A 23,893-nucleotide genomic window follows, 5' to 3' on the forward strand; every position below is an offset into this window, starting at 1 on the left:
TGTCTTTCAGCCGCTCTTCGTTTCGGCCCGGGGCCTATCTGTTGAGGGGCTGGGTGGGGTGTCGGTACATGTACATGTACCGACACCACGGAGACCGAAGGCTTCCTCGGGACGGAAGAGCTGCGGCTGATGCGACCGGAGTCGGTACTGGTCAACACAGCCCGGGCGAACGTGGTCGGCGAGTCGGCCCTCGACCGCGCGCTGCGCGATCCCCTGTCCGGACCCCGGCGAGCCGCAGCCGACGTCTTCGGCGTGGAGGGCCCCAGGTTCTCCTCGGCCCTCGCCGACAACCCGTACTTGCACCCCGTACCCCCACGCCGCAGGCATGACCCGTTCGGCGATGCGGACAGCGTCACGTCGACTCCCGGACGAATTCGCCCGTTCCTGCGGGAGGACGACGTGGCGGGCGCGGCCCTTCGCCGATGCGGTCCCGGGTCACCCCGCGGCGGGCCCTGGGCCGGCCGACGCTGGTGAACATGGCGGGGAGCGGTGCCTGCGTCGTCAGCCTCGTCATCTTCCTCATCCGGACCGGGGACACTTCGGCGGCGGCCGCGGCCGTCTGCATCCTGCGCGCTCCGGGCGAGCGCGCCTTCGCCCCACTCGAAACCTGGCGACTCCTAGCCGAGCCCGCTGTTCCACCCGCCGCATCGGCACTACGCCCCGTGCCGCCCCCACTCTCCTGACCTGCGAATGCCCAAGACGAAAGCGATTCGGCGTCCGAGGGCGTCGGCGACTTTCGTCTGCTCGGCCGGGAACGGGGCGGGTCGAAAGGGGCGCACACCCGGCGCACGGTAGCTCGGCACGCCTCCCATGTGCGCATGGGCGATTTCAAAGAGGCGAGGGCAGCCGAAAGTGCATGGTCGATAGGAAGAGAAACCACCCCAAGGGGGACATCGATTGTCCGGAATCTTTCCGGCCGAAGGAATGTGTCATATGCCTGGACACAATCGTGTCGTTGTCAATCTCTTTAGTACCAGTCGGTAACCGGACTGACGTACGCGTCTCGGTGCCGAGTTTCCTCTAAGGTGATTGGCGTGAACGCGTCGAAGAGGGCACGGCTGTCAGTGTTGCTGTCAGTTACTTGAAGGCGCAACATGTCGCATTCCTATGCAGTTTCCGGACGGTGCGGCGGGCGGGCGGACGAAGCAGTGCCATCGAGATCGCAGATGAAATATTCGAGATGGATCGACAAGAGGTGGGGAAGGTCGTGACTAATCCTTTCGACGATGAGTCGGGACGGTTCGTGGCGTTGGTCAACGAGGAAGGTCAGTACTCGCTGTGGCCGACGCATCTGGAAATTCCGGGAGGGTGGCGGGCCGACGGCCCGGAAGGATCGCGTCAGGAATGCCTGGACGCGATCGAGGGCGCCTGGAGCGATATGCGACCCGCCAGTCTGGTGCGGGCGATGGAGACCGATGCCGGTTAGGGGTGCGCGGGCCGCCGTGTCGCCCCGGACCGGAGAGTAGCCCCGCGCCCCGATGTCACCCTGCCCGCGCATCGGTTCCGCTCCCGCCTGAGTGGAACCGGCCAGGCACGGGCAGAGGTCGGTCATATCGCGTTCGTGCCCGTGCGCTCGCGTTCCCCTCCGCGGCTCCCCGGATCTTCAGTGCCCTCCCGCGTGGATCCGCGATGCGGAGAGGACGCCTTCATCCTGCGGAACCCCCCGATCGGCGTGGGGCTCCGCCGGTGCCTGACGCTTGGCGTGGCGGCGTTCCGCTGTGATTTCTCGGACTCGTCGTCGGCTGTCGGTGCGACGGCACGCCGAATGCGCCACCGCTCTCTTTGCCGTCCCCGAAAACCTCTCCCCAAAGGTGTCTTCCGGAATGCAGGAAAACCGCTCGCTCACGGGCCCCCAGGAACCATTTGAACTGACTGCAGCTCAGCAGGGTGTCTGGTACGGACAGATGGTCGACCCGGACAGCCCGAAATACAACATTGGGGAGTGCCTGGAAATTCGCGGCACCCTCGACGAGGAATTGTTCGACGCCGCCGTGAGCCGCGCCGCTGCTCTCTGTGACAGCCTCAACGTCGAGTTCGTCGTAGAGGACGAAAAAGTCCGCCAGCGCATCGCTCGCGGCGCGTTGGCCGAAACGGGTCGGCTCCACGTGGTGAATCTGTCCGAAACCAGCGATCCCGTCGCCGAGGCCGAGCGTTACATGGCCGACGACATGGCCACCGTGGACCGCCTCGACGCTCCGCACCACCACTTCGCGCTGCTGCGGCTCGGCCCCCAGCTGCACTTCTGGTATCTCCGCTACCACCACATCACCGTCGACGGCCTCGGCGGCGCGGTGTTCGCCCGCACCGTGGCCGACCTCTACACGCGCGCCGTGCGTGGCGAGAACCTCGCGGAGGTCGAACTGCCCGCCGCATCCCTGCGCGAACTCGTAGCCGACGAGACGGCCTACCGCCGCTCCGGCCGGTACGAAGCCGACCGGGCCTACTGGACCGACAAGTTCGCCGACCTGGCCACGGACCGCCCCGGCACACCCGGCACCGGGAACGACACGGCCACGCGAGGCGGCACACTGATCCGCCGCCGCACCGACGCACCCGATCCGGCCGCGCCCACCGGGGTCGACGTCCAGCTGCACAACGGCCAGACTCTGCCCGTCGCCGTCTTCGAGGACCTGCGCCGACTCGCTGCCGGCCACCGCACCAGCTGGACCGCCGTCCTGGTGAGCGCCGTCGCCGCCTACGTCAGCCGGGCCACGGGGACCCGGGACGTCACGGTCGGCCTCGCGTCCAACGGCCGCCACGGCGGGCTGCGGCACATCGTCGGCATGACCGCCAACATCCTGCCACTGCGCCTGACCATCACCCCGGACCTGACGGTCGGCGCCCTCGTGCGCACCGTCGCCGCCGAGATGCGCGGCGCCCTGCGCCATCGCCGCTTCTCCCGCGAACAACTCGCCCGCGAACTGAACTTGACCGGCGACGCGGCGCGCCTGACCGACGTTGTCGTCAATATCATGGGCTACGACTACGACCTCGAGTTCGGTGGCAGTCCCGCTTCCTCCCGCGTGCTGTCCATCGGCCCGGTCGACGACGTGTCCCTCTTCGTCTCCGAACGGTCCGAAGGCACGGGGCCGTTGATCGGCTTCGACACCAACCTCGAGCTCTACCACCCCCAGGACGTGCGGCTGCACCAGCACGCCGTCGTCTCCTTCCTGTCCGTGCTGGCCGGGGCGGACGCAGACACCCCGCTACGCGACCTGCCCCTACTCGACGACGCCACCGAGGCCGCGCTGCTCGCCCAAGGGCGTGGCGCCGACCTGCCAGCAGGGACCGTGGCACCGAGCCTGACACAGGCGTTCGACGCCCAGGCCCGCCGGACCCCCCACGCCCCGGCCGTCGTGGGCGACGCCGCCACCCTCACCTACCGGGAACTGGCGCGCGCGGCGCAGGACCTCTCCGTCGCCCTGGCCGGGTGGGGCGTCGGCGCCGAGGACGGCATCGGCGTCCTCGCGGGCCGCACGGCGGCGGTGGTCGTCGCGACGCTCGGCGCCGTCGGCGCGGGCGCGGCGTACGTGCCACTGGACGCGGCCTGGCCGGCCGAACGGCTCGGCCGTGTCGCCGAAGTCGCCCGGCTGCGCGCTCTGGTGGTCGACGAGGCCTCCGCTGACCACCCATGGGTGCGGGAACGGATCACCACACTGCCGGTCATCGTCGTCGACGACCTCGGCGGCCTCGTGCGCGGCGCTCCCCGGCGTCCTGGCCCCCTCCCCAGAGTGACCCGCGGCGACCGGCTCGCGTATGTGATGTTCACCTCCGGATCCACCGGCCTGCCCAAGGGCGTCGGCGTCACCCACGCCGACGTCCTCGCGCTGGCTGCCGACACCGCCTGGCAGCACGGCGTATCCGACGCCGTGCTGATGCACTCGGCCTACGTCTTCGACGCCTCCACGTTCGAGATCTGGGTCCCGCTCCTGAACGGTGGCCGAGTCGTCGTCGCTCCCGAGGGGGTCCTCGAGGCGCATGTCCTCGAGGACAGGGTGAACCGGCACGGCGTGACCGCGGTGTTCATGACGACCGCCCTGTTCAACGTGGTGGCCGAAGCGCGCCCGGCGGCGTTCGCCGGGCTGCGCCTGGTCGCCGCCGGCGGCGAGGCGGCCTCCGCAGATCTGATGCAGCGGGTGGCCGCGGCCGCGCCCAGCACGCGTGTCCTGCACGCTTACGGCCCCACCGAGACCACGACCTTCGCCGCGCGCCATCCAGTCACCCCCGACACGGCGGGCGCGCCGCCCATCGGCCGGGCCCTCGACGGGATGCGCCTGTACGTGCTCGACGACACCCTGGGCATGGTGCCGGCCGGCGTGGTGGGAGAGCTGTACGTGAGCGGTCATGGCGTCGCCCGCGGCTACCAGGGCCGGGCGGCGCTCACCGGCGCCAGGTTCGTCGCCGATCCGTACGACGGGCGCGGCGGCCGAATGTATCGCACCGGCGATCTCGTGCGCTGGACGGCGCACGGCGACATCGAGTACGTCGGGCGCGCGGACGGACAAGTCAAGCTCCGAGGGTTCCGCATCGAACCCGCCGAGATCGAGAATGCCCTGCTCACCGACCCGAACGTGCGCGCCGCCTGTGTCCTGGTCCGCGAGGACGCACCCGGCGATCGCCGGCTCGTCGCCTACGTCGTACCGGCCTCCGGGGGGCGGCCGGACGACGCCGCACTCGCCCGCCGCGTGGGACGTGCACTGCCCAGCTACATGGTGCCGTCCGTCTTCGTCCCCCTTGACGCGCTGCCCCTGAACGCCAACGGCAAGGTCGACCGGCGCGCCCTCCCCGCTCCCCGGGCCGCCGCCGCGTCCGGCCGTGCCCCGCGCACAGCCCACGAGGAGGTGCTGGCCGGCCTCTTCGCCGACGTCCTGGGCGTGCAGACGGTCGGGGTCGACGACAACTTCTTCTCCCTGGGCGGCCACTCCTTGCTCGCCGTCCGCCTCACCGGCCGGGTGCGCGCAGTCCTGGGCATCGAGGTCGACCTGCGCACCCTCTTCGACCACCCGACGGTCGCCCAGCTCGCGGTCGCCCTCGACACCGCCGCCGCCGCCCGCCCCGCCCTCGTACCGCAGCGGCGGCCCGGAGCGGTCCCACTGTCCTTCGCGCAGCAGCGCCTGTGGTTCCTCAACCGTATCGAGGGGCCCAACGACACCTACAACGTTCCGCTTGCCCTCGAACTCCACGGCCCGCTCGACACCGACGCCTTGGGTGGTGCCCTGGCCGATGTGATCGCCCGGCATGAAAGCCTGCGCACCGTTTTCGCCGAACGGGACGGTGTCGCCCGTCAGGAGATCCTCGAGGCGAGCGCCGCCGTTTCGCGCGTCCCGCTCGCCGTGAAGCGTCCGCCCGCCGGACAGGACACCGACGCCTGGGTCGAGGAGACGGTGCGCCGCCTGACCGCCATGCCCTTCGACCTCGCCGGGGACATCGCCGTCCGTGCCTATCTGCTCCGGCCGGACGCCGACCGGCACGTCCTGGTCCTCGTCCTGCACCACATCGCCGCCGACGGCTGGTCCCTCGCCCCGCTCAGCCGCGACCTCGGCGCCGCCTACCGGGCCAGGACAGCGGGCACGGGCGTCCCCGACTGGCCCTCGCTCGCCGTGCAGTACGCCGACTACGCACTGTGGCAGCGCGAACTGCTCGGCGACGTCGCAGACCCTGAGAGCCTGGCCGCCCGCCAGCTCGCCTTCTGGCAGGAGGCGCTGCGCGGGGCCCCCAACCTGCTCGAACTGCCCCTCGACCGGCCGCGACCCGCCGTGCCGAGCCACCGCGGCGAAGCCGTCCCCTTCGAACTGCCGGCCACCGAGCACAGTGCGCTCATCCGGCTCGCCCGCGCCACCGGCTGCACCCCCTTCATGGTGCTCCAGGCCGCTCTCGCCGTGACACTGCACGCCCACGGTGCCGGCACGGACATCCCGCTGGGCACCGCAGTGGCAGGACGCACCGAGGAAGCACTCGACGGCCTGGTCGGATTCTTCGTGAACACCGTCGTCCTGCGCACGGACCTGTCCGGCGATCCGACCTTCCGTGAACTGCTCGACCGGGTGAAGAAATTCGACATCGCTGCCTTCAGCCGCAGCGACATCCCCTTCGAACGGATCGTCGAGGAGATCAACCCCGAACGGTCCGGTGACCACCACCCGTTGTTCCAGGCCATGCTGGTCCTGCAGAACCAGGAGCGGGCGGCTCTCGATCTGCCCGGCGTGAGCGTGCGGGACCGGTCCCGCCACACCCGCATCAGCAAGTTCGACCTGACGTTCTCGCTCGTCGAAGCCGTCGAAGCCGTCGAAGCCGTCGAAGCCTCAGAAGGCGTCGACAGCACCGGTTCCGCGGGCTTCACCGGGCACGCGTCCGGCGGCTCCCCGGCCGGCATCGGCGGATACCTGGAATACGCCACCGACCTCTTCGACGCCGCCACCGCCCGCGCCCTGTGCGGCCGCTTCGCCCGCGTCCTCACCCAGGCCGTGACTGACCCCGACCGGGCCGTTGGCGACCTCGACCCGCTCGCGCCCGGCGAGCGGCAGCGCCTCCTCGACAGAGGACGCGGAGCGCAGCGTCCCCTGCCCGCCCGGACCGTGCCCGAAGCGGTCAGGGAGTGGGCCGCGCGCACCCCCTTCGCGGTCGCCGTACGCGACGCGCGAACGAGCCTCACGTACGCCGAACTCGACGCCCGCGCTGACGCCGTGGCCCACCTCCTTCGCGAGCGGGGCGCGGGACGCGAGGACCGGGTAGCCCTCGCAGTACCGCCGTCCGTGGACACCGCCGTCGCCATGCTGGCCATCCTCCGGGCCGGCGCCGCCTACCTGCCGATCGACCCCGGGTACCCGCCCGCCCGCATCCGGCACATGCTCGACGACGCCCGCCCGACCCTGCTCCTGGCCACTACGGAGGTGCACGCGAGCCTGCCGGCCGGTGACCTGCCGTGGCTGTCCCTGGACGACCCCGCCACCCGGCCCGCCGACCCCGTCGCGCCCGCGCCCGACGCACCACACCCGTCGGACCCCGCGTACGTCATCTACACCTCGGGTTCCACCGGCCGCCCCAAGGGCGTGGTGGTGCCGCACGCGGCCCTGGCCAACCACATGGAGTGGATGGTCCGGCACCTGGCGCTCACCGCGGACGACCGCGTCCTGGCCCGCACGTCAACCAGCTTCGATGCCTCTGGGTGGGAGCTGTGGTTGCCGTTGACGAATGGCGCCGAGGTCTGCGTGCTGCCGCAGGACGCCAACCGCGAACCGGAGGAACTCGTCTCCTGGATGAGCCGCTTCGGTGTCACCGTTGCCCAGTTCGTGCCCTCACACCTGACCCTCGTCCTCGCGGAGGCGGCACACGCGGCGCCGCTGCCCGGCCTGCGCGCCGTCCTGTGCGGCGGCGAGCCCCTGCCCCGCGCGCTCGCTGACGACGTCACCGGTCTGTGGGGGGCCGAAGTGCACAACCTCTACGGCCCCACCGAGGCGACCATCGACGTGACCGCCCACCGGGTCGGCAGCCCGGATACCGACACCGACCCGTCGTCCGCGGACACCGGCCCGTCATCCGCGGACGTCGGCCCGCCGTCCGACACCGTGCCGATCGGGCGCCCCGTCGACACCATGCGCACCTACGTCCTCGACAGCCGGCTGCGGCCCGTGCCGCCCGGCGTCACCGGAGAGCTCTATCTGTCGGGGCCCAACCTCGCCCGCGGCTACCTGCACCGCACGGGTCTGACCGCCGCCCGCTTCGTCGCCGACCCGTTTGACGCCACCGGGGCCCGCATGTACCGCACGGGCGACCTCGTCCGCTGGAATCGGCACGGTCTGCTCGACTACGTAGCCCGCAGCGACGACCAGGTCAAACTCCGCGGATTCCGCATCGAGCTCGGGGAGGTCGAGGCCGCCCTCCTGGTCCGCCCCGGTGTCACGGCCGCCTGCGCCCTGATCCGCGAGGACGTGCCCGGCCTGCGCCGCCTCGTCGCCTACGCCGTCACCGGCGACCCGGCCCTGCGCCCCGCCGCCCTGACCGACGCCCTCGCCCGGACGCTCCCGCACTACATGGTGCCCAGCACAGTCGTCCTCCTGGACGACCTGCCGCTCTTACCCAACGGCAAGGTCGACCGGCGCGCCCTGCCGGAACCCGAGCCGGACACCGACTCCTCCGCCGGACCCGGGCAGCGCACCCTTCGGGAGGACCTGCTGGCCGGAATCCTCGCCGACGTGCTGGGCCGGTCCACCGTCGGCCCGCACGACAACTTCTTCGACCTCGGCGGCCACTCGCTCCTCGCCATGCGCGTCGTCAGCCGCGTCCGCACCGTCCTGGGCGCGGACATCGAGGTGCGCACCCTCTTCGAGCACCCGACCGCGGCCGGCCTGGCCCGCGTCCTCGACGCGCCGGGCCGGGCCCGCCCGCCCGTGGTGCCCGCCGGACAGCGGCCAGATCCGCTGCCGCTGTCCTCCGCGCAGCAGCGCCTGTGGTTCCTCAACCGGCTCGAAGGCCCCAGTTCCGCCTACAACATCCCGCTGGTGCTCGAACTCGAGGGCCCCCTGGACACCGACGCGCTGCGCGCCGCACTGCGCGACGTCGTGGAGCGGCACGAGACGCTGCGCACCCTCTTCCCCGAACGGGACGGCGTCCCCTGCCAACGAGTCCTTCCCGTCGACGATGCCGCCCCCGACCTGCCCGTGGAGAGCACTGCACCCGCCGACCTTGAGGCAGCAGTCCTGGCCGCCGTACAGGAGCCGTTCGACGTCGTCGCGGACCTTCCGCTGCGCGCCCTGCTCCTGCGGTCCGCACCCGACCGCCACGTCCTGTTGCTCGTCCTGCACCACATCGCGGGTGACGGCTGGTCCCTCGCCCCGCTCGCCCGCCACCTCGGGGACGCCTACCGGGCCCGTCTCGCGGGCCGCGAACCCGACCCGGCCGCCGGCGTCCCCCTCCAGTACGCCGACTACACCCTCTGGCAGCACGCCACTCTGGGAAACGCCGTCGAACCGCAGAGCGTCCTGCGGCAGCAGCTCGACCACTGGCACACCGCTCTGGCGGGACTGCCCGGACTGATCGACCTGCCGCTGGACCGGCCCCGCCCGCTCACCACCGACCCGCGCGGCGCGGTCCACACCTTCGACGTGCCGCCCGTCCTGCACGCCCGGCTCAAACGGCTGGCGAGGGAGTCGGGCAGCAGCCTGTTCATGGTCCTCCAAGCAGCGGTCGCAGCCCTGCTGCACCGGCACGGAGCGGGCGACGACATTCCGCTCGGCTCGCCCGTCGCCGGACGCACGGACGAGGCCCTGGAGGACATGGTCGGGTTCTTCGTCAACACGCTCGTCCTGCGCACAGACCTCTCCGGCGCGCCAACTTTCCGCGAACTCCTGCTACGTGTCCGGGAGTTCGACCTGGCCGCCTACGAGCACCAAGACGTCCCCTTCGAGCGGCTGGTCGAGAGCGTCAACCCCGTCAGAGCGCACAACCACCATCCGCTGTTCCAGACCATGCTCGTCCTGCAGAACCAGGAGACCGCGCGCCCGGACCTCCCCAACGTCACCGTCAACGACCGGCTCGTCCACAACGGCCTGAGCAAGTTCGATCTCACCTTCGCATTCACGGAGGAGCCGGACGAGGGAGGCCTGACCGCCGGGGTCGAGTACGCCACCGCCCTCTTCGACCGGGCCACCGTCGAGACCTTCGCGGACCGGCTGGTACGCCTCCTGGACCAAGCCGCCGCCGACCCCGGCCTGCCGCTGGCAGCCTACGACCTGATGTCCCGGGACGAGCACGCCCGCGTCACGCACTGGGGCACCGGCCACTGCCTGCCCACCGACGCCGCGGAAGCCACCCTGCCCGCGCACTTCGCGGCCCAGGCGCGCCGCACACCGGACGCGGTGGCCGTCGACGACGGCGCCAACGCCCTCAGCTACGCCGAACTCAACCAGATCTCCGCCGACCTCGCCCGCGTCCTGGCCGGCCACGGCGTCGGCCCCGAGTCCGGGGTAGGTGTGCTGCTCACGCGGTCACCGGCCGTCGTGGCGGCGTGCCTCGGCACGGTCCGCGCGGCCGGCGCCTACGTCCCGCTGGACGCACGCTGGCCCGAGGAGCGGCTCGACCAGGTCGCCGGACTCGCGGCCGTGCGGGTCCTCGTCGTCGACCAGGACGCCCTCGTGTCCCCGTGGGTGGCCGCGACGGCCCGCCGCATCCCGGTCGTCGTCGTGGACCGGGCCGGCCGGGTCCTGCGGGGCGTGCCGGAGCACCCGGGCAGCCCGGCCGCCGTGCCGGGCCCCGGGACCCTCGCCTACGTGATGTTCACCTCCGGCTCGACCGGCGTGCCCAAGGGCGTCGGCGTCACCCACGCCGACGTGGTCGCGCTCACCGCCGACTCCGCCTGGCAGGGTGGTGCCGTCGACGCGGTTCTGATGCACTCGGCGTACGTCTTCGACGCCTCCACCTTCGAGATATGGGCCCCGCTCCTGAACGGCGGCCGGGTCGTCGTCGCACCGGACGGTGTCCTGGAGGCCCGGGTCCTCGACGACGCCGTCCACACCCACGGGGTCACCGCCGTCTTCCTGACCACCGCCCTGTTCAACGTCATCGCCGAGACCGACCCCGGCGCCTTCGCCGGCCTGCGGCTCGTCTGCGCCGGCGGGGAACTGGCGTCCCCCGACGCCATGCAGCGCGTCGCGGGTATCGCTCCCGGCCTGCGCGTCCTCCACGTCTACGGCCCCACCGAGACGACGACCTTCGCCACCCGCCACGACGTGGCGGCCGACCTGCCCCCGGGCCCGCCGCCCATCGGGCGCGCCCTGGACGGCATGCGCCTGTACGTCCTCGACAGCTCCCTGGGCCCGGTCCCGCCGGGCGTGGTGGGCGAGCTGTACCTCGCGGGGCGCGGCGTGGCACGCGGCTACACCCGGCTTCCGGGCCTGACCGCCACGCGCTTCGTGGCCGACCCGTTCGGCCCCGCCGGCGGGCGCATGTACCGCACCGGAGACCTCGTCCGGTGGACCCGCGACGGGCAGATCGAGTACGTCACGCGCGCCGACGGGCAGGTGAAGCTGCGCGGCTACCGCATCGAACTCGGCGAGATCGAGGGCGTGCTGGCGTCCCAGGAGGGCGTCGCCGACGCCTTCGCCGTGGTCCGCGAGGACACCCCCGGCGACCGGCGGCTCGTTGCCTACGTGGTGCCCGCCTCCGGCGCGCGCCCCGAGCCCGGAGAGCTGGCGAGGGCCGTCGGCCGGTCCCTGCCCGCCTACATGGCGCCCTCCGCGTTCGTCCTGCTCGACGCGCTTCCGCTGACCCTGAACGGCAAGGTGGACCGGTCGGCCCTCCCCGAGCCCGTGCACCACGCCCCGGGCCGCGGGCGCGCCGCCCGCACCGCCCGCGAGGAGATCCTGTGCGGACTCTTCGCCGACGTCCTCGGCCTCACCGGGGCGGGCGTCGATGACGACTTCTTCGCCCTGGGCGGCCACTCCCTGTTGGCCACGCGGCTCGCCGCCCGCATCCGTACCGTGCTCGGGGTGGAGATCCAGGTCAAGGCCCTCTTCGAGCACCCGACGCCGGCCGCGCTCGCCGCCGTGCTGGACGGCGCCGAAGCGGCCAGGACGCCACTGGAGCGCATCCCCGACCGGCCCGATCCGCTGCCGCTCTCCTTCGCGCAGCGGCGCCTGTGGTTCCTCAACCGGTTCGAGGGCCCCAGCGCGACCTACAACGTGCCGCTCGTGCTGCGCCTGGACGGCCCGCTCGACGCGGACGCCCTGCGGAGCGCCCTCATGGACGTCGTCGGCCGGCACGAGAGCCTGCGCACCGTCTTCCCCGACACCGACGGGGTGCCGCGCCAGGTCGTCCGCGACGCCGGCGATGCCGACCTCGACCTGACACCCCGCGACGCCGATCCCTCCCGGCTCGACGCGGTGCTGGCAGCCGAGGCGGCCCACGCCTTCGACGTCGGCACGGACCTGCCCGTACGAGCCCGGCTGGTGCGGCTCGGCGAGCGGGCCCACGTCCTGGTCCTGCTCGTCCACCACATCGCGGGCGACGGCTGGTCCCTGGCCCCGCTCGCCCGGGACCTGGGCGAGGCCTACCGGGCCCGCGCCGAGGGCGGCGAACCCGCCTGGACGGGACTCGCCGTCCAGTACGCCGACTACACCCTGTGGCAGCGCGCGCTGCTCGGCGACGAGGACGACCCGTCCAGTCCCGCCGCACGCCAGCTGGACTTCTGGCGCGCCGCGCTGGCCGGCGCGCCCGACCTGCTCGAACTGCCCTGCGACCGGCCGCGCCCTGCGGTCACGGAGCACCGCGGCGACGCCTTCGGCTTCCACGTCGACGCCGAAACCCACCGGGCCCTCGCCGACCTCGCCCGGACCCGCGGGTCCAGCCTGTTCATGGTGCTCCAGGCGGCCCTGTCGGTACTCCTGTCCCGGCACGGCGCCGGTGAGGACATCCCGCTCGGCACCGCGGTCGCCGGGCGCACCGACGAGGCCCTGGACGACCTGGTGGGCTTCTTCGTCAACACCCTCGTGCTGCGGACCGACCTGAGCGGCGACCCCACCTTCGGCGAAGTGATCGACCGGGTACGGGAGTTCGACCTGGCCGCCTACGCCCACCAGGACGTGCCGTTCGAGCGGCTCGTGGACGCCCTCAGCCCGGTCCGGGCCCAGAACCACCACCCGCTGTTCCAGACCATGCTGGTGCTGCAGAACCAGTCCGGCGCCACGGTGGACCTGCCCGGCCTCGCGGTGACGGAACAGCCCGTCCGCACCGGCATCAGCAAATTCGACCTGACCTTCACCTTCTCCGAGACGCACGACGGCACGGGCCGGCCCGCCGGCCTCGACGGCGTCCTGGAGTTCTCCACCGAACTCTTCGCCCACCCCACCGCGCATGCCCTCGCCGCCAGACTGACCCGGCTGCTGGGCGTCCTCGTCGCCGACCCGGACCGGCGCGTCCATGCCGTCGATGTCCTGGACCCCGCCGAGCGTCAGAGCCTGGAACGCGCCGCGCACGGTCCGGTCAGGGCACTCGCGGCGCGCACGGCGCCCGAGGCGTTCCGCGCACAGTACGAGCGGACCCCCGGGGCGGTCGCCGTGCGGGACGGCGCGCTCCACCTCACCTTCGGCGAACTCGACGCGCTCTCGAACGACCTGGCGCACCACCTGCTCGACCGGGGCGTCGGCCGCGGCGACCTGGTCGCCCTCGCCCTCGAAGGCACCGCCGACCACGTCGTCGCGATGCTGGCGGTGACCAAGGCCGGCGCCGCGTACCTGCCGGTCGACCTGGACTACCCCCAGGCGCGCGTCGCCCACATCTTCGACGACGCCCGCCCGTCCCTGCTCCTCACCCACAGTGACGCCCGCCCGGAGAAGCACGGCCTGTCCGTGCCCTGCCTGGCGCTCGACGACCGGACCGCCTGGTCGACCGGGCGCACGGAGCCCCCGGCGGCGCCGGACCCGCGCGACGCCGCGTACGTCATCTACACCTCGGGCTCCACCGGCCGTCCCAAGGGCGTCGTCGTCACCCACGCCTCCCTGGTCAACCACATGGCGTGGATGGCCGGCCACCTCGGTCTGACCGGCGAGGACCGGGTGCTCGCCCGCACCTCGCCGAGCTTCGACGCGTCTGTCTGGGAGACCTGGCTGCCGCTCCTGCACGGCGGCTCGACCTGCCCCGTGCCGCCCGCCCTCAACCACGACCCCGCCGCGCTGCTGGACCGCCTGCGCGACGCGGGTGCGACGATCGCCCAGTTCGTGCCCTCGCACCTCTCGCTCGTCCTCACCGAGACCGGCCCCGACCGGGCCCCCGCCGCCCTGCGGGCCGTCCTGTGCGGCGGCGAACCCCTGCCCCCGTCCCTGGCGGAACGCGTCCGGCACGCCTGGGACGTCGAGGTCCACAACCTGTACGGCCCCACCGAGACGACCATCGACGCCACCGCCCACCACCACCACCACCGGGGCGGAGGGACGGAGACCGCGGCGGTGGAAGGGAGCGTGCCCCTCGGCCGCCCCGTCGACAACACCCGGACCCATGTCCTGGACACAGCCCTCCGGCCGGTGCCGCCCGGCGTCACCGGCGAGCTCTACGTCGCGGGCGGCGGCCTGGCGCGCGGATACCTGCGCCGCCCCGGACTGACCGCATCCCGGTTCGTCGCCGACCCGTACGGTCCCCCCGGGAGCCGCATGTACCGCACGGGCGACCTCGTGCGGCGCGACGCCGAGGGCCTGCTCACCTTCGTCTCCCGCGCCGACGACCAGGTCAAGCTGAACGGCTTCCGCATCGAGCCCGGCGAGATCGAGGCCGCCCTCACCGCCCTCGACGGCGTCGCCGCCGGCTGCGTCCTCGTCCGCGAGGACCGGCCCGGCGAGCGCCGACTGGTCGCCTACACCGCTTCCGACGGCGGCCCCGCCGCACCGCCCTCCGACGCCGAACTGCGCGCCAGGCTGGCGTCGTCCCTTCCGCCGTACATGGTCCCTGCCGTCTTCGTCGCCCTCGACGCCCTGCCGCTGCTGCCCAACGGCAAGGTCGACCGGCGGGCCATGCCCGTCCCCGAGCGCCCTCTTGCGGCAGGGCCGGGCGGCGAGCCGCGCACCGCGCACGAACGCGTCCTGTGCGACGTGTTCGCCTCCATGCTGCACACCCCGGCCGTCCGCACCGACGACGACTTCTTCGCCCTCGGCGGCGACAGCATCCTGTCGATCCAACTGGTCAGCCGGGTCCGTGAGGCCGGCCTCGGCATCACCCCGCGCGATGTCTTCACCCACCGCACGCCGGAGGCCATCGCCGCCGTCGCCGACGTGCTCGGCAGGCACACCGCGAACCCTGTCGAGGACGGCGCCGGAACAATGCCGCCGACCCCCATCGCCGCCTGGTTCCTGGAGCGGCCCGGAGCCACGGACGGCTACAACCAGTCCGGGGTGCTGCGCACCCCCGCCGGCGCGGACGAGGACAGCCTCGCCACCGCCCTCCAACTCCTGCTCGACCACCACGACATGCTCCGCCTGCGCACCGCCCGCACGGGCAACGGCGAAACCGTCCTCGAAGCCCTGCCGCCGGGCGCCGTCACGGCACGCAGCCGCCTCACCCGTGTCGACGTCTCGGGTCTCGCCGACGACGGCGTCCGCGCCGTCGTCACCGAGGCGGGCGAACAGGCCCGCGAGCGGCTGCGACCAGCGGAGGGGAACGTGTTCGAAGCCGTCTGGGCCGACGCCGGCCCGCACGCGCGCGGCCGGCTGCTGCTCGTCGTGCACCACCTGGCGGTCGACGCGGTGTCCTGGCGCATCCTCGCCGGGGACCTGGCCACCGCCTGGCAGGCGGTCACCGCAGCGCCCGCCGGCGAACGGCCCACGACAGCGGTACTGCCCGCCGTCACCACCCCCTACCGGCACTGGGCGCGGCTCCTGGCCGCCCAGGCGCACGGACCCGCGCGGACGGCGGAACTCCCGCTGTGGGAAACGACGGTGAGCACCCCGGACCCGCCACTGGGACGCCGGCCGCTCGACCCGGGCCTCGACACCGCCGACCGGACCAGCACCCTTACCACCCACCTGCCCACCGCCGCCACGAAGACCCTGCTCACCACGGCCCCCGCCGCCTTCCACGCGGGGGTGGACGACGTCCTGCTCACGGGCCTCGCACTCGCCGTCCGGTCCTGGCGCGCGGAACAGGCCCCCGGCGGCGCCCCGCAGGCCGCGAACGGCGTCCTGCTCCACCTGGAGAGCCACGGCCGCGAGCAGATCACCGACGACATCGATCTCTCCCGCACGGTGGGCTGGTTCACCAGCCTCTACCCGGTACTCCTCGACCCCGGCCCCCTCGACGCCCGCGACCCGGGACACTTCGGGGCCGACCTGGTCGAACGCGCCCTCAAACGCGTCAAGGAACAGCTACGGACCGTCCCCGACCACGGCGTCGGCTTCGGCATGCTGCGCCACCTCAACCCCGCCACCCGCTCCCGGCTGGCCGCCACACCCGAACCCCAGATCGGCTTCAACTACCTCGGCCGGTACGCGGCCCAGGGCGGGGCGGCGCACGGCGGTGCGGGAGCGGACGCCGACTGGGAGGTGCTGCTCGACGGCGGAGGGCCGCGCAGCCAGGACCCGGACATGCCCGTCCACCACGTCATCGACATCAACGCGCACACCGAGGACCGGCCGGACGGACCGCACCTGGTGACCCGCTGGACCTGGCCCGGCGACCTCCTCAAGGAGGAGGACGTCGAAGCGCTCTCCGAGACCTTCACCCGCGCGCTGAGCGCGATCGCTGAACACGCCGAACGACCCGACGCGGGCGGCTACACACCGTCCGACCTTCCCCTGGTCTCGCTCGACCAGGCCCAGATCGACCGACTGCAGAACAAGTGGGGTGGACGCAAGTGACCGGGTTCCAACTGGAGGACGTACTGCCGCTGACGCCGTTGCAGGCCGGCATGCTCTTCCACGCGCTGTACGACTCCGACGCCGTCGACGTCTACACCGCGCAGTTCGTCTTCGACCTCGAAGGCCCCGTCAGCGTTCCCGCGCTGCGGGCCGCCGTCGCCGGCCTGCTGCGCCGCCACGCCAACCTGCGGGTCGGGTTCCTCCACGAGGACCTGGACGAACCCGTGCAGGCCGTCGCCGCCGAGGTGCCGACGCCGCTGGAGGAACTCGACCTGACCGGTGCGGACGCCATGGGCACCGCGGAGGAACGCCTCACTGCCTTCCTCGCCGCCGACCGGATCCGCCGCTTCGACCTCACCACCCCGCCCCTGATGCGGTTCACCCTGGTGCGCATGGCTCCGCTGCGCTCCCGGCTGGTGATGACGAGCCACCACATCCTTCTCGACGGATGGTCGATGCCCCTGCTCGTCCGTGAACTGTTCGAGCTGTACGCCGCCCGCGGCGACGACAGCGCCCTGCCGCGCGTCGCCCCCTACCGCGACTACCTCGCCTGGTTGGCACGGCAGGACCGCACGGCCGCCCTGGACGCCTGGCGCGCAGCCCTGGCCGGGATCGAGGCGCCCACCCTGCTCGCCGGGCGTGCGGCCGCGGACGCCCCGGGCTCCGGCGAGCTCCCCCGAAAACTCGCCCTCCACCTGGACCCGGTCACCACGAGCCGGCTGCGCGAAACGGCCCGCGCCCACCGGCTGACCCTCAACACCCTGGTCCAGGGCGCCTGGGGACTGCTCCTCGGGCGGCTCACCGGACGCCCCGACGTGCTGTTCGGCACCACCGTCTCCGGCCGCCCGCCGGAGATCCCCGGCATCGAGACGATGGTCGGCCTGTTCATCAACACCGTGCCCGTACGGCTGCGCCCCGAGCCCGGCGAGACCCTGGCCGCGCTCCTGACCCGGCTCCAGGAGGAACAGGGCCGCCTCCTCGGCAGCCAGCACGTGGGCCTCACCGAGATACGCGGGATCACCGGCCTGGACGAACTTTTCGACACGCTCGCCGTGTTCGAGAACTACCCGATGGACGCTCAGGCACTGCGCACCGCGCAGCAGGCCCTGCCCGACCTCGCCGTCACCGGGTTCAGCGGCACCGACGCGGCCCACTACCCCCTCACCCTCACGATCGCCCCCGGCGACGCCCTGAGCATCACCTTCGGCTACCGCGCGGCCGTGCTCGACCGCGAAGAGGTGGCCCGCACCGTCGCCCGCATGCGCCGCCTGCTGACGGCGATGGCGGACGGACTCGACCTCCGCGCCGACGCCGTCCCCGTCCTCCTGGACGGCGAGTGCGACGCGCTCCTGAACCAAGGGCGCGGCGCCGCACTCGGCAGCGCCCCGACCGCGGAGAGCGTCCCCGACGCCGTCGCCCGGCACGCCGCCCGCCACCCGGACGCGGTCGCTGTGTCCGGCGCGGGCGAACAGCTCACCTACCGGCGGCTCCTCGACGTCTCCGACGACACGGCCCGTGCGCTCAGCGGGCTCGGCATCGGCACCGAGGACGGCATCGGTATCCTCACGGGCCGCTCCACCGCCCTCGTCACCGCCTCCCTGGCCGCCCTGCGCGCAGGGGCCGCCTACGTGCCCCTCGACCCGCGCTGGCCCGCCGAACGCCTCGCCCGTGTCGCTGACGTCGCCTCCGTGCGCGCCCTGATCGTCGACGCGACCACCCGCACGCACCCCTGGGTGCGCACGCTCAGCCCGGACTTCGCCGTGCTGAGCGTCGATGCCGCCGGCCGCGTCGAACAGGGCGCCCCGGCCACACCCGGTGCTCTCCCCACCGTCCGTGGTGGCGACCGGCTGGCGTACGTGATGTTCACCTCCGGCTCCACCGGCATCCCCAAGGGCGTCGGCGTCACCCACGCCGACATCACCGCCCTCGCGGCCGACCAGACATGGGCGGACGGCGTGTCCGACGCAGTGCTGATGCATTCGGCCTACGTCTTCGACGCCTCCACGTTCGAGATCTGGACGCCCCTCCTCAACGGCGGACGCATCGTGGTGGCTCCCGAGGGCACTCTCCAGCCCGCCGTGCTCCGCGACCTCGTCGCCCGCCACGGCGTGACCGCGGCGTTCCTGACGACAGCCTTGTTCGACGTGATCGCTGAAACCGACCCTGACGCCTTGGGCCTGCTGCGCCTGGCGGCCGCCGGCGGGGAGGCCGCCGCACCCGGCGTCCACCAGCGCCTTGCCGCCGCCCACCCCAGCACCGCCTTCCTCAACGCCTACGGGCCCACGGAGACCACCACCTTCGCTACCCTCCACCGTGTGCGCCCCGACGACGCCCCTGGCGTCGTGCCCCCCATCGGGAGGCCGCTGGACGGCATGCGCGCCTACGTCCTGGACCCGGCGCTGCGCCCCGTACCGCTCGGCGCCGAGGGCGAACTGTACGTCGCGGGGCCCGGTGTCGCCCGCGGCTACCTCGGGCGCCCGGACCTCACCGCCACCCGGTTCGTCGCCGACCCGTTCGCCGCCGCGGGGGAGCGCATGTACCGCACCGGCGACCTCGTACGCTGGGGCCCCGACGGCCTCCTGCACTACGTGACCCGAGCCGACCAGCAGATCAAACTCCGCGGCCACCGCATCGAACCCGGCGAGATCGAGGCGGCGCTGTGCGCAGAGCCGTCCGTGCGGTCCGCCTGCGTCCTGGTCCGCGAGGACCTGCCCGGCGACCGCACCCTCACCGCCTACGTCGTCCCCGTCCCGGGGCACGTGCCCGACCCCGATCGGCTCAGCGCGCACATCGGCCGCCACCTGCCCGCCTACATGGTGCCGACCGCCTTCCAGACCCTCGACACCCTGCCGCTGACCCTCAACGGGAAGGTCGACCGGGCGGCCCTGCCCGCGCCCGCCACACCGGCCCGCACAGCGGGCCGGGCGCCGCGCACCGACCACGAGGAGATCCTCGCCGGGCTCTTCGCCGACGTCCTCGGCCTGCACCACGTCAGCGTCGACGACGACTTCTTCGCCCTCGGCGGCCACTCCCTGCTCGCCACCCGCCTCGTGGGCCGCCTCCGCACCGCCCTCGACACAGAGACCGAGATCCGCACCCTCTTCGAGAATCCCACCGTCGCCACCCTCGCCCAGGCCCTGGAACGAGCGGACCGGCCAGCCCGCCCCGCCCTCGTCCCGCAGGAGCGCTCCGGCGCGCTCCCCCTGTCCTACGCCCAGAACCGCCTGTGGTTCCTCCACCGGCTCGACGGACCCTCCGCCACCTACAACATCCCGTTCGCCGTCCGCGTCGACGGGCCGCTCGACGCCGAAGCCCTACGCCACGCCCTGCACGACGTCGTCACCCGCCACGCGGCCCTGCGCACGCTGTTCCCCGAAGACGGCAACGGGCCGCGCCAGCTCATTTCCGACCCGGACGACGTCCGCGTACCCTTCACCCTCGAAACCGTCGGCGAGGACGAACTCCCTGACCGGATCGCAGCCCTCGCGACCGAGCCGATCGACATCGAGCACACCCTCCCGATCCGGGCAACCCTGCTGCGCCCGGCCAACGACGCGCACCTCCTGGTCCTGGTGCTCCACCACATCGCCGCCGACGGCTCGTCCCTGGCACCCCTGGCCCAGGACCTCGGCACCGCCTACCGGGCCCGCGCAGAGACCCGGTCGGCCCCCGCGTGGTCCGAACCCCCCGTCGACTACGCCGACTACACCCTCTGGCAGCGCCGTCTGCTCGGCGACGAGCACGACCCCGAAAGCCTCGTATCCCGGCAACTCGTCTACTGGAAAGAGGCGTTGCGAGACCTTCCGGAGATGATCGACCTGCCGTGGGACCACGCACGCCCCGCCGTGTCCCGGCACACGGGTGCCACCCACGACTTCGGCCTCGACCGCGTCACCGCCCGACGCGTCACGGACCTCGCCCGCGCCAGCGGATGCAGTGTCTTCATGGTGCTGCAGGCGGCCCTCGCGACCGTCCTGTCCCGGCACGGCGCGGGCACCGACATCCCACTGGGCACGGCCGTCGCCGGACGCACCGACGAGGCGGCCTCCGACCTCGTCGGCCTCTTCGTCAACACCCTCGTGCTGCGCACCGACCTGACGGGCGACCCGACCTTCCGCGAACTCCTGGACCGGGTCAAGGAGGTCAACCTCTCCGCGCACGCCCACCAGGACATCCCCTTCGAGCGACTGGTGGAACTGCTCAACCCCGTCCGCTCACAGAACCACCACCCTCTCTTCCAGACCATGCTCGTCCTGCAGAACCACGTCCACGCTGCCCCCCTCGACCTACCCGGCCTCACCGTCAGCGGAGTCCCGGCCCTGTCCGGGGTGAGCAAGTTCGACCTGTCCTTCACCTTCACCGAGACACGCGACGACGACGGCACACCCAGCGGCATGCGGGCCACCGTCGACTACGCCACGGAACTCTTCGACCTCGCCACGGTCCGCGGTCTCGCCGACCGTCTCGTCCTGCTCCTGGGGACCGCCGCCGCCGACCCGGACCGCCCGCTGCGCACTTACGAGGTCCTCAACCCCGACGAGCGCGCCCGACTCACGGCCTGGGGGACCGGACCCGTCGAGGACGTGCCCGCGGCCACCGTCCCGGCCCTCTTCGAACAGCGGGCCCGGCACACGCCGGGCGCCCCGGCCGTCCGTGACGCCCGCACCACCCTCACCTACTCGGAGCTGGACGCCCGCGCCGATGCAGTCGCCCACCACCTCGCCGCCCTGGGCGTCGGCCCCGAGGACCGGGTGGCCGTTGCCCTGCCCCGCACCCATGAGCTCGTCGTGGCCCTCCTCGGCGTCCTCAAGGCCGGTGCCGCCTACGTGCCGCTCGACCCGGACTACCCGGCCCGGCGCCTGACCCATATGCTCGACGACGCCCGGCCACGCCTACTCCTGACCACGCCCGCCATCCACCGCAGGCTTCCGAAGTCCGCAGTGCCGTCCGTGCACGTCGCGGACTTCCCCAACAGCGCCCCGACGGCCGCGCAGGCCGTCGCCCGGCCCGCCCTCCTGCCGGCGCATCCGGCTTACATCATCTACACCTCCGGCTCCACCGGCCGCCCCAAGGGCGTCGTGGTCACCCACCGGGGCGCCGGTGCCATGGCCAGGACCCAGAGCGAGCGGCTGCGCGTGACCCCCGGCAGCCGGGTGCTCCACATGGCCTCCGTCAGCTTCGACGCAGCGTTCTGGGAGCTGTGCATGGGACTGCTCTCCGGCGCCTGTCTGGAGATCGACGAACGCGACGCCCTGATGCCCGGCCCCGCCCTCGCCGCCCTGGTCCGCGAGCGGGGTGTCACCCACCTCACCCTGCCACCCGCCGCCCTCGCAGTGATGCCTCCTGGCTCCTTGCCCGCCGGGACGACACTCGTCCTCGCAGGCGAGGCGTGCTCCCCGGCCCTGGTGCACACCTGGGCACGCGACCGGTTCCTCGTCAACGCCTACGGCCCCACGGAGACCACCGTCTGCGCCACCATGAGCAGCTTCCAGCACGCGGACGGACCACTTGCCCCGGACCGCACCGTGCCGATCGGCGGCCCTGTCAACGGCACCCGGGTCCACGTCCTGGACGACCGGCTGGCCCCCGTGCCGCCCGGCGTCGTCGGCGAACTGTACGTCTCCGGCGAGGGAGTGGCCCGCGGCTACCACCGGCAGACCGGCCTGACGGCGTCCCGCTTCGTGGCCGACCCGTTCGACCGCGCGGGGGGCCGCATGTACCGCACCGGAGACCTGGTGCGCTGGACGGCCGACGGAGAACTCGTCTACGTCTCCCGCGTCGACGACCAGGTCAAGCTCCGCGGCTTCCGCATCGAGCTCGGTGAGATCGAGGCCGCGCTCACCGCACTGCCCGGCGTCGCCGCGGCCTGCGCCGTCGTCCGCGAGGACCGGCCCGGCGACCGGCGTCTGATCGCCTACACCGTGCCCGCGGACGGCACGGAAGGCCCGGACGAGGCCGAGGTGCGCGCCCGTCTGGCCACCACCCTGCCCGACCACATGATCCCCGCCGCCTGCGTGCGCCTCGACGCCCTGCCCCTCACCCCCAACGGCAAGACCGACCGGCGCGCCCTTCCCGCCCCCGACCGGAGCGCGGCCGGGGGCCGCCCCCCGCGTACCACCCGCGAACGCCTCCTGTGCGAGGTGTTCGCCGAGACGCTCGGCATGTCCGAGGTCGGCGTCACGGACGACTTCTTCGCCCTCGGCGGGCACTCACTGCTCGCCGTGACCCTGGCCCGGCGGATCGGGGAGCGGTGCGGCCGCCGCCTCTCCCTGCGCGCTCTGTTCGCCGCCCCCACCGTCGAAGGCGTCGACCGCCTCTTGGAACGCGCACCGGGAGAGACCGGCCAGGAGAGGACCGCCGCACCCGACCTCGCCGCCGAGGCCCGCCTGGCCGCAGACATCACCGGCGCGGACCGGCACCGGGCGGTCCCGGTGCCCGCCCCCGCCCGCAGGCCCTCACGCCCCTCCGCCCGGCCCCTGCTCACCGGCGCCTCCGGCTTCCTGGGCGCCTTCCTCCTGCGCGACCTCATCGAGAGCAGTGACGGACCGGTCGACTGCCTGGTACGTGCCAAGGACGAGCAGCGGGCTGCAGAGCGACTGAGGGCCAACCTGGAGCGCTACCGCCTGTGGAACCCCCGGTACGCGGACCTGATCCGCCCCGTCCCCGGTGATCTCGCAGCCCCCGGCCTCGGCCTGTCGTCCGAGGACCGCACCGCGCTGGCCCGCCGCCTCGGCCCGGTCGTGCACAACGGAGCACGCGTCAACTTCGCCGCCGGGTACGCCGACCTGCACGCTCCCAACGTGGCCGGCACGGCGGAACTGCTCCGCCTGCTCGCCGACTCCGCCACCTCGCCCGGGATGCACTACGTCTCGACCACGGGCGTCTACGCCCCCGCTCCCCGCCCCGCCCCCATCACCGAGTCGACCCCGACGGGACCGGAGAGCGACCTGCCCGACGGATACGCGCAAAGCAAGTGGGTGGCCGAGGGACTCATCGGGATCGCCCGCGAACGGGGCCTGCCGGTGACCGTCCACCGGCCTGGCCGCATCAGCGGCGACACCACCACCGGTGCCTGCCAGGACCGCGACCTGCTGTGGCAACTCATCAAGGGGTGCCTCCAGGCCGGAGCGGTGCCGGACCTGCCGTCCGGTTCGACGGACTGGGTGCCGGTGGATCACGTCAGCGCAGCGATCGTGGCGCTCTCTTCGACCGGCCGGTCGGGCACCCACACCTATCACCTCACCAACCCGGACGCCCCGACCCTGGACCGGGTCTTCGAAGCGGCCGCCCGCCTGGGTCACGAGCTGCGGCAGACGTCCTTGTCGCAGTGGCAGGCTCGCGTCGCGGCGCAGGAGGACAACGCGGCACAGCTGTTCCTCGGAGACGAGGGGGAGACGCGACACGGGGCGACCGACCACGAGCGGTTCGACTCGAGCCGGACGGACAAGGCGCTGGCGGACCTGGGCGTGCATCATCCTGTGCTGACCGACGAGATCCTGGCCCGGTACCTGACCTATTTCCAGGAAACGGGCTTCCTGCCCGTACCGCGGAAGGCGTAG

General features: G+C 73.0%; 3 protein-coding genes and 1 pseudogene. All 4 read left to right on the top strand.

Annotated elements, in window-relative coordinates; all coding sequences use genetic code 11:
- Positions 1 to 78: 78 nt before the first annotated feature.
- Positions 79 to 474: pseudogene (locus ACWDZ4_RS33495) on the top strand (NAD(P)-dependent oxidoreductase); the annotation flags it as partial.
- 733 nt (positions 475 to 1,207) lie between these two features.
- Entirely contained in the window at positions 1,208 to 1,426 is a 219-nt protein-coding gene (locus ACWDZ4_RS33500) for an MbtH family protein (RefSeq protein WP_451512167.1), read from the top strand.
- Positions 1,427 to 1,823: 397 nt separating this feature from the next.
- Positions 1,824 to 16,334: an amino acid adenylation domain-containing protein gene (locus ACWDZ4_RS33505; protein WP_451512163.1), complete on the top strand. Its 14,511-nt coding sequence runs from the start codon at positions 1,824 to 1,826 to the stop codon at positions 16,332 to 16,334.
- Positions 16,331 to 23,893: an amino acid adenylation domain-containing protein gene (locus ACWDZ4_RS33510; RefSeq protein ID WP_451512164.1), complete on the top strand. Its 7,563-nt coding sequence runs from the start codon at positions 16,331 to 16,333 to the stop codon at positions 23,891 to 23,893. Before ACWDZ4_RS33505 ends, ACWDZ4_RS33510 begins: the two co-directional genes overlap by 4 nt.

This window comes from Streptomyces sp. NPDC003016, from assembly GCF_053591455.1.

What these genes read in the sequence shown, in the direction of transcription:
- ACWDZ4_RS33505 (WP_451512163.1), top strand. Translation starts at nt 1,824, where the DNA reads ATGCAGGAAAACCGCTCGCTCACGGGCCCCCAGGAACCATTTGAACTG.